Raw genomic sequence first — 13,351 nt, 5'->3', positions numbered from 1 at the left:
ATAAATACAATATATTCTCCCTAATATATTGTCACCGCGCCCCAAAACCTACTGCGCAGGAAGTCGGTCAGCCTGCTGCTTAGCTTCCGGCCAGGCGCGGTTGACCGTCTGGGCGATGAGCTGCTTGCCGATCACGTCCTCGTGCAGTCCGTCCAGAGCCAGTTCCGTCGGCAGCAGGGGATGGGTGGAGAATGCCGCCGCCACATCGATGTGCACCTCGGTGCGCAGGAAGGCGTTGACGAGGGAGAACTGCGTCTGCCAGTCATCCGCTGTCGGCTCGTCAAAGGCGCGTGCGATGTTCTCGGGGTTGATCGGCGGCAGCGTGAGGAAGATGGGGCGGATGCCGTTCGCGAGGCAGCGCGTCTTGAGTTTTTCAAGGTCGGCGATGACCTCGGCGGCACTGACGCCTGCACGCAGGCTGTTCGTGCCGTTCAGAATGAGCAGGTAGCGCGGATGGAAGGGCAGAACATCTGCTTCGAAGCGTTCGAGCATTGTTTCGCTCGTATCGCCGCTCATCGAGAGGTTGATGGCGGGAAAGTTGAGATAGGAGAGCCAGCTGAATTCGTGGTCGGCGGGTCCGTAGGAGATATGGCCGCCGCCGTGGCTGATGCTGTCGCCGAAGACGGCGATTTCCCAGTTGTCCTTGGGGTCGTTGCGGAACTTCAGCACGGGAGACCAGTCGCTTGCGGGTTCGTCTGCCTCGTCGAGCGAGCGCACGTGCCAGTAGAAGAATCCAGGGCCGATGCGGGGGTTCTGATCGTAGATTTCAGAAAGCTGCGTCGTCATCGTGTCGATCGGCTCGGCGTCGGGATTTTCCGTCGGATCTTCTGCGTAGAGCGCGACCTCGAAGGCATGCGCACGATAGGGGCGCACCCAATGGTAGACGGGATAGAGAAGAGGTGCTGTGAGCTCGGAGGAGGCGATGGGAAGAGGCACGGTCATGACGCTCGGCGCGACGGCGGCGCTCGTATAGAGCGGCATGACGGCGCTGAAAAGCGATACGGGCGTGCCGTCGAAGTCGAGGGCGCGCACGCGCCAATAGAGCGGTGCGCGCCCCAAGAGATCGGCAGCGAAGAGGAAGAGCGGCGGGTTGTAGCTGCTCGCATAAACTTCATCGGAGTGCCAGACAGCTTCGGAGGACGCCGTATCGGGATAGCAAATGGCAGGCTGTTCGCGGAAGAATTCGATCTCGTAGTGCGTGGCATTGACGTTCTTCTCCCACGCGAGAATGGGGGAGAAGGACAAAGGATGCAGCATGGACGTCTCCGTTATGGCGCGAAGAGGCGCTTTGGCATAGAGCGCTTCGTCACTTTCGATGACGGTCGCCCAAAGGATCAGAGGGACGATGAGTGCGGACACGAGAGGCCTCAGGCGGTGAAGGTGATGCAAGCGATTCCACTCCTAGCTTTCTTGGCGGTCTTGGTGCAGTTTTCATAATGGTTTCTATTATATCGGGAGGCAGGCGTAAGGTCAATAAATCTGTGATTTTCTCCTATTTTTCCGAATTGTTCCTCATGCTGTTTATTTACAACAGGAATGGTTCGGTGTATAATAGGTCATAGCGGGTATTACCCACATTTATGTGTTTTGTATCTTTTTATAAAGAGGGGAGCAATTCAAAACATGAGCAAAAAAATGAAGACCATGGACGGCAACACGGCTGCGGGATATATTTCCTACGCATTCACCGATGTTGCAGCCATCTACCCGATCACGCCGTCCTCGCCGATGGCGGAGCATGTCGACGCTCTGGCGGCGAAGGGAACGAAGAACATCTTCGGCCAGAAGGTGCGCGTCATTGAGATGCAGTCCGAGGCAGGCGCTGCAGGCGCTGTGCACGGCTCTTTGCAGGCAGGCGCCCTGACGACGACGTACACGGCTTCGCAGGGCTTCCTGCTGATGATCCCGAACCTCTATAAGATTGCCGGTGAGCTCCTTCCCGGTGTCTTCCATGTGAGCGCCCGTGCTCTGGCGACTTCCTCCCTCAATATTTTCGGCGATCAGCGTGACGTCATGGCAGCGCGTCAGACGGGCTGTGCGATGCTGTGTGAGGCGAGCGTGCAGGAGGTCATGGATCTCGCCGCTGTCGCGCATCTCGTCGCCATCAAGGGCCGCGTGCCTTTCATCAACTTCTTCGACGGTTTCCGCACGTCGCATGAGATTCAGAAGATCGAAGTCATCGACTTTGACGATCTTGCGAAACTCCTCGACTGGGATGCGGTCAAGGAGTTCCGTGCACGCGCACTGAACCCGAACCATCCGGTCGTCCGCGGTACGGCGCAGAACCCGGACATCTACTTCCAGTCGCAGGAAGCCGCCAACAAGTACTATGAAGCGCTGCCTGAGCTTGTCGAGGAAGCCATGGCAGATCTCGCGAAGATCACGGGACGCGAGCACCATCTCTTCGACTATCATGGTGCAAAGGATGCCGAGCGCATCATCATCGCTATGGGCTCGATCTGTCAGACGGCCGGCGAAGCCGTGGATTATCTCAATTCCAAGGGTGAAAAGGTCGGCCTTCTTTCCGTGCATCTCTATCGTCCGTTCTCGCTCGAACATTTCTTCAAGTATCTGCCGAAGACGGTCAAGAAGATCGCCGTCCTCGACCGCACGAAGGAGCCGGGCGCGATCGGCGAGCCGCTCTACCTCGATGTCAAGGCGGCATTCTACAACTCCGACATGAACCCTGTCATCGTCGGCGGCCGCTATGGTCTCGGCGGCAAGGACACGACGCCCGATCATGTCCTCTCGGTCTACGAGGAACTCAAGAAGGACGATCCGAAGCACGGCTTCACGATTGCCATCGACGATGATGTCACGCATACGTCGCTCGCTGAGTATCCCGAGGATGTCGATCTCACGCCGGAAGGCACGACGGCCTGCAAGTTCTGGGGTCTTGGCTCGGACGGCACGGTCGGCGCGAACAAGAGTGCCATCAAGATCATCGGCGACAAGACCGACATGTATGCGCAGGCGTATTTCGCCTACGACTCGAAGAAGTCGGGCGGCATCACGATGTCGCATCTGCGCTTCGGCAAGTCTCCGATCAATTCACCGTATCTCATTCACAACGCGAACTTCATCTCGTGCTCGCAGCAGTCGTATGTGACGAAGTACGATCTTCTCGCCGGCCTCAAGCGCGGCGGCAAGTTCCTGCTCAACACGGTCTGGAACGAAGAGGATCTCTCGAAGCACCTGCCCGCCTACATGAAGCGCTACATCGCGAAGAACAACATCGAGTTCTACACGGTCAACGCTGTCGAGATCGCCAAGGAGCTCGGACTCGGCGGCCGCTTCAACATGGTCATGCAGTCTGCGTTCTTCAAGCTCGCGAACATCATTCCGATCGAGACGGCTGTGCAGTATCTGAAGGACGCCGTCGTTGCCTCTTACGGCAACAAGGGTCAGAAGATCGTCGACATGAACAACGGCGCCATCGACAAGGGCATCGAGGCTCTGCATCGCGTCAATGTTCCTGCGGACTGGGCGAATGCTGAGGACGAGAAGGAAGAAGCGCATGATATTCCGGCGTTCATCACGGGCGTTCAGAACGTCATGAACCGCCAGGAAGGCGATCGTCTCAAGGTTTCGCAGTTTGCTGAGGAAATGGTCGACGGCACGTTCCCCGTCGGCGGCGCGGCTTACGAGAAGCGCGGCACGGCGATCAATGTTCCCGTGTGGAACGCCGAAAAGTGCATCGGCTGCAACCAGTGCTCCTACGTCTGCCCGCATGCGACCATTCGTCCTGTGCTCACGACGGATGCCGAGAAGGATGCGGCCCCCGCTGGCTTCCCGTGGAAGAAGTCCAAGGCGATCAAGGACTACAACTTCACGATTGCCGTCTCCACGATGGACTGCCTCGGCTGCGGCAACTGCGCACAGGTCTGCCCGGCGAAGGCTCTCGACATGAAGCCGCTCGACGACGACCTCAAGGCGCAGCAGGTCTACTTCGATTACGGCGTCGACGCGAAGAAGGTCGCACCGAAGAAGAACCCGATGAAGAAGGACACGGTCATCGGCTCGCAGTTCGAGAAGCCGCTGCTCGAATTCTCGGGCGCTTGCGCAGGCTGCGGCGAGACACCGTACGCGAAGCTCCTCACGCAGCTCTTCGGCGACCGCATGATGATCTCGAATGCTACGGGCTGCTCGTCGATCTGGGGCGGCAGCGCGCCGGCGATGCCGTACACGAAGAACGAGAAGGGCTATGGCCCGGCTTGGGCGAACTCCCTCTTCGAGGACAACGCAGAGTTCGGTCTCGGCATGTTCCTCGGCGTTCGTGCGATCCGCGACCGCGTTGCGGCAGATGTCGATGCGGCTCTTACAGATGGCAAGGGAAGCGCAGACCTCCAGGCTGCTTTGAAGGACTGGAAGGACAACATGGCCGAGGGCGAGGGCACGCGCGAGCGCGCCGACAAACTGACGGAACTTCTCGAAAAGGAGAAGGGCACGGACGAGCTTCTGAACAAGATTTACGATGAGCGCGACTACTTCGTGAAGCGTTCGCAGTGGATCTTCGGCGGCGACGGCTGGGCTTACGATATCGGCTACGGCGGCGTCGACCATGTACTCGCTTCGGGCGAGGATGTCAACATCTTCGTGTTCGATACGGAAGTCTACTCCAATACGGGCGGTCAGGCTTCGAAGTCCACGCCGGCGGCTGCGATCGCAGAGTTCGCTGCGACGGGCAAGAGGACGAAGAAGAAGGATCTCGGCATCATGGCGATGTCCTACGGCTACGTCTACGTCGCGCAGGTCAACATGGGCGCCGACCACAACCAGGTCTTGAAGGCGATCAAGGAAGCCGAGGCTTATAAAGGACCGTCGCTCATCATCGCCTATTCGCCGTGCATCAACCATGGCATCCGCATCGGCATGGGCTGCAGCCAGGAAGAAGGCAAGCGCGCCAATGCTTGCGGCTACTGGGCGAACTATCGCTTCAACCCGACGCTCGTCGGCACGGACAAGAATCCGTTCACGCTCGACTCGAAGGAGCCGGATTTCAGCAAGTTCCAGGAATTCTTGCAGGGCGAAGTCCGCTATGCTTCCTTGAAGCGCAGCTTCCCCGAAGCAGCCGAGGCGCTCTTCGAGAAGACGGAGAACGACGCAAGGATGAGAATCGAAGGCTACAAGAAGCTCGCCGGCAAGTAAGGCGAGGTTTGCTGCAAAGAAAAGAGGCTGCCGCACAATTTGTGCGGCAGCCCTTTTTTCTTTGACGGATGCTGTTTTGTGTCGCAGAAAGGCGTTAATAAAACTTTATTCTTGAATTGCAGCGCGAAGTATGATATAACGATATAGATTATCATTGATAGTAGATTTGCATATCATTGCCCAAAGATTCGCTAAACTTATCATGGAATCCAACCGGAAAATATTGAGGAGGTGCGGATATGGATGCAAAAAGTGCTTTGCTGCGTCTGTGGGAGTTGGATGAAGAGGAGCATGGCAGGCTTCTCTTTTCGATTTTCCTTTCTGTTACGGCAGTGCTCTGCGGACTTGTGCCGTATTTCGTCGTATCGTCACTCCTCGCGGCGCTTCTGGCAGGACAGGGTCTGCAGAGGGATGAGGTTTTTCTGCTGTGCTTCGCCGCGTTCGTCGGCTATCTTCTGCGCAGCGTTCTCTATGCGTACGCGCTTTCCGTCTCGCATAAGGCGGCGTTCTCCGTCCTGCGCGAAGTTCGTTGGAAGATCCTGCAAAAATTGCCGAAGCTGCCGCTCGGCACGGTCACGGATCTGCCTGTCGGCGAGGTCAAGCACATCATCGTCGACCAGGTGGAGAGCACGGAGCGCACGCTCGCGCATCTTCTGCCCGAGTTGACGGCGAATCTCGTCGGCCCTTTCTGCATCTTCTTCTATCTACTTGTGCTTGATTGGCGCATGGCGCTCCTGGCAATCGTTTCCATCCCCGTCGGGCTCTTTTGCCTGAGCTTTGCCATGCGCGATTACAAGGAGCGCTTCGAGGCGTCGGTGGCGGCGACGGAGACGATGAATGCCGCTATCGTTGAGTACATCGGCGGCATCGAGGTCATCAAGGCGTTCAACCAGGGCGCGGCGTCCTACGAGAAATTCTCGCGCAGCATCGCGGCGAACGCCGCATATTTCTATCAGTGGATGAAGGACTGCCAATTTCCCATCTCCTTGGCGATGACGATTGCGCCGACGACACTGCTGACGGTTTTGCCCGGCGGCTGGCTTCTTTACATGCAGGACTGCATGAGCATGGAAGTGTTCGTGACGGCGGTGATTCTTTCTCTGGGAGTCGCAGGGCCGTTGATCGAGGCCATGGGGTTCATTGACACGGTGTCGCAGGTCGGGACAGTCGTCGCTTCGACTGACAAGCTGCTGAGAGCGGAGGAGCAGCATCATGGCACATCGGATGTCGAGCTTTTCGATGCGGGCATCGAGCTTACGGATGTGCGCTTTTCCTACCAAGACGGCAAGGAAGTGCTGCACGGCGTGAGCCTTGCGCTTGCACCGCATACCTTGAACGCATTCGTCGGACAGAGCGGCAGCGGCAAGACGACGCTCGCACGCCTGATTGCCGGCTATTGGGATATAGATTCGGGCAGCTTGAAGATCGGCGGCAGGGAGAGTACGGATATTCCGCTCGCGCAGCTCTATGATCTCGTTTCCTTCGTTGCACAGGATGCCTATCTCTTCGACGACAGCATTCGTGAGAACATTCGCATGGGCAGGCCGCAGGCCTCCGACGAGGAGGTCGAGCGCGCCGCGCGAGCTGCGGGATGCGAAGACTTCATCCTGCGGCTTGCGCATGGTTATGACACGCGCGTCGGCACGGGCGGCAGTCATGTATCGGGCGGCGAGCGTCAGCGCATCGCCATCGCGCGCGCCGTCTTGAAGGATGCGCCGATCGTCGTGCTCGACGAGGCGACGGCCTATGTCGATCCTGAGAACGAGGCGATCCTGCAGCGGGCGGTCGCACGCCTCATCGCGGGGAAGACGGTCATCATCATCGCACATCGGCTGTCGACGATTACGGACGCCGACAAGATCTTCCTCATAGAGGCGGGCATGGTTGCGGCGAGCGGCACGCACGAGGAGCTGCTTGAAAAGAGCGCAGCGTATCGCGCGATGTGGCACGCGCATGTCGGGGCAAAGGATGGTGATTGCCATGCTTGAAGCGCTGAAGATGATTTGGCATTTTGCGGGAAAGGAGCGGGGAAACCTCAACAAGTCGCTCGCTCTGGGCGTTGTTTACGCACTCTTCCACATCCTGCAGATCACGGCGATCTACATCGTCTTGCAGGCCTTGGTCGAAGGAAGGGCTACGGCGGAGGCGGCGCTTTCTTCTCTGGGGCTGCTCACATTGAGCGTGACGGGCAGGGCAGTTGCCCATTATTTTTCGCAGCTGCAGCGCGTCCATGCCGGCTACTTCATGGTGGCACAAAAGCGCATCGCCATCGGCGACAAGCTCAAGGCGGTTCCCATGGGCTATTTTGACGAAAGCAGCAGAGGTGAGCTTACGGGTGTTGCGACGACGGTTCTGAACGATGTGGAGAACACGGCGCCGCGCCTCTTGGTCACCCTTTTGAGCGGCTTTTTGAATACGCTGATCCTCATGCCCATGCTGCTTTTCTGGCAGTGGCGCATCGGCGTGCTCTTTATTCTCGGCGTCTTTTGCTACTTGTTCGTGACCTCCTCGGTGGAAAAGAAGTCGCGCAGCCTTGCACCGAAGCGGCAGAAGGCGCAGGCGAAACTGGTCGAGGCGGTTCTGGAGCAGATCGAGGGAATGCCCGTCATCAAGGCGTTCAACCTGCGCGGCAAGGGCGATGCGCGCGTGCGTGAAGCCCTTGATGAGAGCCGTGCGGCGAATCTCGCCATCGAAAGGATCTTCACGCCGTACGCCATCGCGCAGGAGACGACGCTGCGCCTCTTCAGCGTCTTGATCATGCTCGTCGCATTGTTTTCTCACGAGGCAGGTACGATGGATCTTCTGACAGCTCTCATGGGAATGGTGCTCTCGTTTCTGATTTTCTCGCAGATTGAGTCGACGGGAAGCATGTTGATGATCCTGCGCGTTGTGACAAGCTCCATCGAGCAGGCGGAGCGGGCGGCGGATCTGCCGCAGATGGATTCGGGCGGCACGGACATTGAGCCGGAGCATCACGATGTTTCCTTCGAACACGTCGACTTTTTCTACGGTACGCGCAAGATTCTTGATGATGTTTCATTGACGATTCCTGAGCGCGCCTTGACGGCGATCGTCGGCCCGAGCGGCTCGGGCAAGACGACGCTCTGCCATCTCATCGCACGCTTCTGGGATGTGGCGGACGGCAGCATCAAGGTCGGCGGACATGATGTGCGCGACTACACGCTCGAATCTTTGATGCGACAGATCAGCATCGTCTTCCAGAATGTCTATCTTTTCTGTGATACGGTAGAAAACAACATCCGTTTCGGCAAGCCGACGGCAACGCACGAGGAAGTTGTCGCCGCTGCACGCGAAGCATGCTGCCACGACTTCATCGAGGCGCTGCCCGAGGGCTACGATACCGTGATTGGAGACGGCGGTGCGAGCCTTTCGGGCGGTGAGCGCCAGCGTATTTCCATCGCGCGTGCCATCTTGAAGGACGCGCCGATCATCATCTTCGATGAGGCGACGGCGAATGTAGATCCCGAGAACGAAGACCGTCTGCAAAAGGCGATGGAATCGCTGACGAAAGGTAAGACGGTCATCATGATCGCGCATCGACTCAACACCGTGCGGAACGCGCGGCAGATTATCGTCGTCTCTGAGGGAAGGATTGTGCAGCGCGGCACGCATGAGGAACTTTTGCAAGAGCGCGGCATCTACGCCGATTTCATCCGTGCGAGGCAGGCGGCGCTCGGCTGGAAGGCGGCGCGTGGGGAAACGGGCGTTGGAACGAAGATTCATTCCTGCCATTGACAGCCGTCATGTCCTTTGCTAAACTAAACATGCGATGAAGGAGAAAAGGAACTTCCGTACAGCGAGACGGTGGCAGTGGAAGACCGTCAGGGCGGCGCACGATTTTTGCGCGGTTCTTGGGAGTGACGGGCGCTTTGGAGCAGCAGTTCAATAAAATTCAAGGTGGGCGTTTGCCGTAGCGTGCTTTGCTGTGCGGCGACGCCAATCAGGGTGGAACCGCGGGATACGTCTCGTCCCTGTGACATTTTTGTTGCGGGGCGGGGCGTTTTTTTGTCCGTTTCGCGAGATAAGGAGTTGTTCGATTTGAAGTTTCAGGAGATCATCCTCGCTCTGCAGAAGTTCTGGAGCGAGCAAGGCTGCATCCTGGCGCAGCCGTACGACGTGGAGAAGGGCGCGGGCACGATGAATCCGTCAACCTTCCTGCGCGTCTTGGGGCCGGAGCCGTGGAACGTCGCCTATGTCGAGCCTTCGCGCCGCCCGGCGGACGGGCGCTACGGCGACAATCCGAATCGTCTGTATCAGCACCATCAGTTCCAGGTCATCATGAAGCCGTCGCCTGACAATATTCAGGAGCTTTACCTCGAAAGTCTTGAAAGCCTCGGCATCGATCCCAAGCAGCACGACATACGCTTCGTCGAGGACAACTGGGAGTCGCCGACTTTGGGTGCATGGGGTCTTGGCTGGGAAGTCTGGCTCGACGGCATGGAGATCACGCAGTTCACCTATTTCCAGCAGGTCGGCAGCGTGGACGTCAAGCCCGTCTCTTCAGAGATCACCTATGGGCTGGAGCGTCTTGCCATGTACATCCAGGGCGTCGAGAACGTCTTCGACATCCAGTGGACGGCAGATTATACGTACGGCGACGTCTTCCATCAGAACGAAGTCGAGCAGTCGGCGTATTCCTTTGACCTGTCGGATGAGGCTCTTCTCTTCGATCTTTTTGACAAGTACGAGAAGGAGGCCGTGCGCATCATTGAGCTGGGGCGCGTCCATCCCGCCTACGATTACGTTTTGAAGTGCTCGCACGCCTTCAATCTGCTCGACGCGCGCGGCGCGATCAGTGTGTCGGAGCGCACGGCGTTCATCGGGCGCGTGAGAAGGCTCGCGCGTCTCTGCGCCCAGTGCTATCTGAAGCAGCGCGAGGAACTCGGCTATCCGATGCTGAAGAGGGGGGCAAAAGCATGAGCAAGGATTTGTTGTTGGAGATCGGTACGGAGGAAATTCCGGCACATGCGATGCCCGGGATGCTTAAAGAGCTTGGCGAGAACGCGAAGAAGGCTCTGAAGGAACTGCGCCTCGCGCACGGCGCGGTGCGGACGCTCGGCACGCCGCGCCGCCTCGCGCTCGTCGTCGAAGGACTCGCAGAAAAGCAGGAGGACGTCGCCGAGGAGAAGCGTGGTCCCTCCGTGCAAGTGGCGTTTGATGCGGCAGGCAAGCCGACGAAGGCGGCGGAAGGCTTCGCGCGCGGGCAGGGAATCAAGGCGCAAGATCTCGTCGTGCGAGACGGCTACGTCTATGCGCTCGTCGAAGAAGCGGGAGAGAGTGCGGAAAAGGTGCTGGCAAAGATGCTGCCCGAGCTCATTTCAGGTCTTCCGCTTCCGAACAGCATGCGCTGGGGCGACCTCGACTTCCGCTTCATTCGTCCCCTGCGCTGGCTCGTCGCGCTCTACGGCGATAGGATCGTGCCCTTCGAGCTTGCATGTGTCAAGAGCGGCAATACATCGCGCGGCCATCGTTTCCTCAGCACAGGCGACTTCACGATTGAGGATGCCGCGCATTACGAGGAGGCGTGCGAGAAGGCCTTCGTCATCGTCGATCCCGCGCGGCGCAAGGCTCTCATTGAGGAGGGACTCGTCGAAGCGGCGAAGGCGCATGGCGGCACGGCGGAAATCACGCCGAACCTCCTCGAAGAGGTGCTTTACCTCGTCGAGTATCCGACAGCGCTCGCGGGAAGCTTCGAGGACAAGTATCTCGCTCTGCCGCCCGACGCCGTCATCACGCCGATGCGCGACCATCAGCGCTACTTCCCCGTGAAGTCGGCGGACGGCAAGCTCCTGCCGCTCTTCCTCACGGTGCGAAACGGCGGGAAAGAGTACCTTGAGACGGTGCAGCACGGCAACGAGCGCGTGCTGCGCGCGCGCCTCGCCGACGCGCAGTTCTTCTTCGACGAGGACAGGAAGAAGAGTCTTGCAGAGCATTTGGAAAAGCTCAAGACCGTCGTGTTCCAGGAAGGGCTTGGCACGGTCTACGACAAGTCACTGCGTCTCGAAAAGCTCGCAGGAAAAATCGCTGACGCCATCGATGCGAATGATGCCGAGAAGAAAGCGGCGATGCGTGCAGCGCTCCTTTCCAAGGCGGATCTCGTGACGGGAATGGTCACGGAGTTCACGGAGCTGCAGGGCGTCATGGGCAAGGAGTACGCGCGTCTCGACGGCGAGGGCGAGGACGTAGCCCTCGCGATCGACGAGCACTACATGCCGCGCTTCGCGGGCGATGCGCAGCCAAAGACGCGTGCGGGACTCGTCGTGAGTCTCGCGGACAAGATGGACAACATCGTCGCGACGTTCAGTCGCGGCCTGATTCCGACGGGTTCTCAAGATCCCTTTGCCCTGCGCCGCCAGGCGCTCGGCATGGTGCACAGCATCATCGAGGCGGGCGTTGCCATATCCCTGCATGACCTCGTGGACTGGACGATGGATCTGCTCAAGATCACGGATGCGGCGGTGTGCGAGAAGATGCAGGCGGACGTCGCCGATTTCATGCGTCTGCGCCTCAAGAACGTGCTCGCCGAAGAGGGCATACGCTACGACATCGCTGACGCTGTGCTCGGCAATGTCGACGACGTGCGCCGCGTGCTGCTCGCGGCGAAGGCGGTCAGAGAGCAGCTTGCCGCGCCCGGCATGGCGGACGCCGTGCAGGCCTTCGTGCGCGTGGCGAACCTCGCGGCGAAGGCGGAGAAGGGCGAAGTGCACGTCGATGCAGCGCTCTTCGAGACGGACGAGGAGAAGGAACTGATGAAGGCCTACACCTCCGCTAGGAGTGCAGCTGAGAGCCTCATCGAGGCGCACGACTTCGTTGGCGCCATCGACGATTTCAAGGATCTCGCCGAGCCGATCAACGCCTTTTTTGACGCCGTCATGGTCATGGCAGACGACGAGAAGATTCGAAGAAATCGCCTGAGCCTCTTGAAGGGGATCGACGATCTCCTGCGCGAGGCCGCTGACTTCAGCAAGATTGTGCAGGCGTAAGAAACGCGGAATAGAAAAAGGGGCTGCTGCATGAGTCGAATCTGACTCATGCAGCAGCCCCTTTTTTAGATGCAGTGTTGTAATTACGTTTCTTCATCATTTTGCCGCACGACTTCTTGACGATCGTGGTAGATGTCGGCAATCACGAGCTTCACGATGACGATGAAGGGAACGGCCAGGAACATGCCGGCAGGCCCTAAGATTTCGCCTCCGAAGATGACGCCGAGGATGATGGCGACGGGGTGGAGGTTCAGCGATTTGCCGATGAGCGTCGGGTAGACGAAGTTGTGGTTGACCTGCGTGAGCACGATGTAGAAGAGGGCGGTCTGCAGAACGAGGCCGCGCGATTCGGTGGCAGTCAGAAAGATGCCGAATGCTGAGGCCGCCGTCGGTCCGAGCACGGGGACGAATTCACCGAGTCCCGACAGAAAGGCGAAGACAGAGGCGTAGGGAAGTCCCGTGAACTCGAAATAGAGGAAGACGACCGTGCCCGTGATGGCGCACATGACGATCTGGCTGAATATGTAGACGCGCAGCGCGCGCAGGATATCGTTGAAGAGGTTGAGCACGCGTCGCCGCGAGGCTTGTGGGAAGAGTCCGGCGAGCCAGTTTCGTATGTTCTTTCCATCCTTCAAGAGGTAGAAGGTCACGAAGATGATGATGACGAATGCCATGAACTTCCCGAAGATTTCCAGGAGGAAGGTCAGCGAGGATTTCAGCAGGTCTGTGCCGAGGCTGCGCAGATCTGCGAGGACGTCGCTCAGTTCGCTGCGCAGCAAGTCGGAATCTGACACGAAGGGGATGTTCTGCAGGCTCAAGGTGATGTTCGGCAAGTCGGAGACAAAGTTTCGGAAGGTAGGAACGAAGGAGAGTGAGAGAAGGACGACCAGACCCGTGAGAAGTGCGATGAAGGCGATGACAATGAGTCCCGCCGCGAGTACGCGCGGCACTCGTTTGCGCTGCAGGAAATCGACGGGGGGCTGCAGGAGGAGCTGCAGGAGGAGCGAGAGAAAGATGATGAAGGCGAGATCGGGAAAGAACCAGAAAGCGGAGAGCAGGAGCGTGAAGGTGATTGCCAAGATGATGGATGTGCGGTAGTTTGCAAAATGCATAGAGTGAACTCCTTTTTCTTGGAATCAGGAAGAGATGAGAAAGCCCCGCTTTGAAGGCCTCTCAGGCGAGAGGACGCATAGGCGAGG

General features: G+C 58.6%; 7 protein-coding genes. 5 read left to right on the top strand and 2 right to left on the bottom strand.

Annotated features, from left to right (window positions below; all coding sequences use genetic code 11):
• Positions 1–48 precede the first annotated feature (48 nt).
• Positions 49–1,359 (bottom strand): SGNH/GDSL hydrolase family protein, encoded by a 1,311-nt coding sequence (locus SELSP_RS08095; protein WP_232362317.1) that lies wholly within the window; start codon positions 1,357–1,359, stop codon positions 49–51.
• Between the two features lie 264 nt (positions 1,360–1,623).
• Here SELSP_RS08095 and nifJ point away from each other — a divergent pair, with 264 nt between their 5' ends.
• The 5 genes from nifJ to glyS all read left to right on the top strand — a co-directional run bounded on the left by nifJ (position 1,624) and on the right by glyS (position 12,152).
• Positions 1,624–5,148: a pyruvate:ferredoxin (flavodoxin) oxidoreductase gene (gene nifJ, locus SELSP_RS08090; RefSeq protein WP_006191446.1), complete on the top strand. Its 3,525-nt coding sequence runs from the start codon at positions 1,624–1,626 to the stop codon at positions 5,146–5,148.
• 239 nt (positions 5,149–5,387) lie between these two features.
• Positions 5,388–7,136 carry an ABC transporter ATP-binding protein gene (locus SELSP_RS08085; RefSeq protein WP_006191451.1) on the top strand — a complete coding sequence of 583 codons (1,749 nt, stop codon included), beginning with the start codon at positions 5,388–5,390 and terminating at the stop codon, positions 7,134–7,136.
• Entirely contained in the window at positions 7,129–8,904 is a 1,776-nt protein-coding gene (locus tag SELSP_RS08080; RefSeq protein ID WP_013740911.1) for an ABC transporter ATP-binding protein, read from the top strand. The genes SELSP_RS08085 and SELSP_RS08080 overlap by 8 nt, the downstream gene beginning before the upstream one ends.
• A gap of 303 nt (positions 8,905–9,207) precedes the next feature.
• Positions 9,208–10,089: a glycine--tRNA ligase subunit alpha gene (gene glyQ, locus SELSP_RS08075; RefSeq protein ID WP_013740910.1), complete on the top strand. Its 882-nt coding sequence runs from the start codon at positions 9,208–9,210 to the stop codon at positions 10,087–10,089.
• Complete coding sequence (gene glyS, locus SELSP_RS08070) at positions 10,086–12,152, top strand: glycine--tRNA ligase subunit beta (RefSeq protein ID WP_006191458.1); 2,067 nt, start codon at positions 10,086–10,088, stop codon at positions 12,150–12,152. The genes glyQ and glyS overlap by 4 nt, the downstream gene beginning before the upstream one ends.
• Positions 12,153–12,235: 83 nt before the next feature.
• Here the strand turns inward: glyS and SELSP_RS08065 are convergent, their stop codons facing one another.
• Positions 12,236–13,264 (bottom strand): AI-2E family transporter, encoded by a 1,029-nt coding sequence (locus SELSP_RS08065; RefSeq protein ID WP_006191460.1) that lies wholly within the window; start codon positions 13,262–13,264, stop codon positions 12,236–12,238.
• Positions 13,265–13,351: the final 87 nt, after the last annotated feature.

Source organism: Selenomonas sputigena ATCC 35185 (assembly GCF_000208405.1).
GTDB lineage: Bacteria > Bacillota > Negativicutes > Selenomonadales > Selenomonadaceae > Selenomonas > Selenomonas sputigena.
Note: the sequence above shows the minus strand (reverse complement) of the source record. Positions and strands in the feature narration are given on the sequence as shown.

Excerpts from the sequence above, each read along its gene's own strand:
- SELSP_RS08080 (WP_013740911.1), top strand. The coding sequence starts at position 7,129 with ATGCTTGAAGCGCTGAAGATGATTTGGCATTTTGCGGGAAAGGAGCGG.
- glyS (WP_006191458.1), top strand. The coding sequence starts at position 10,086 with ATGAGCAAGGATTTGTTGTTGGAGATCGGTACGGAGGAAATTCCGGCA.
- SELSP_RS08085 (WP_006191451.1), top strand. The coding sequence starts at position 5,388 with ATGGATGCAAAAAGTGCTTTGCTGCGTCTGTGGGAGTTGGATGAAGAG.
- SELSP_RS08065 (WP_006191460.1), bottom strand. The coding sequence starts at position 13,264 with ATGCATTTTGCAAACTACCGCACATCCATCATCTTGGCAATCACCTTC.
- nifJ (WP_006191446.1), top strand. The coding sequence starts at position 1,624 with ATGAGCAAAAAAATGAAGACCATGGACGGCAACACGGCTGCGGGATAT.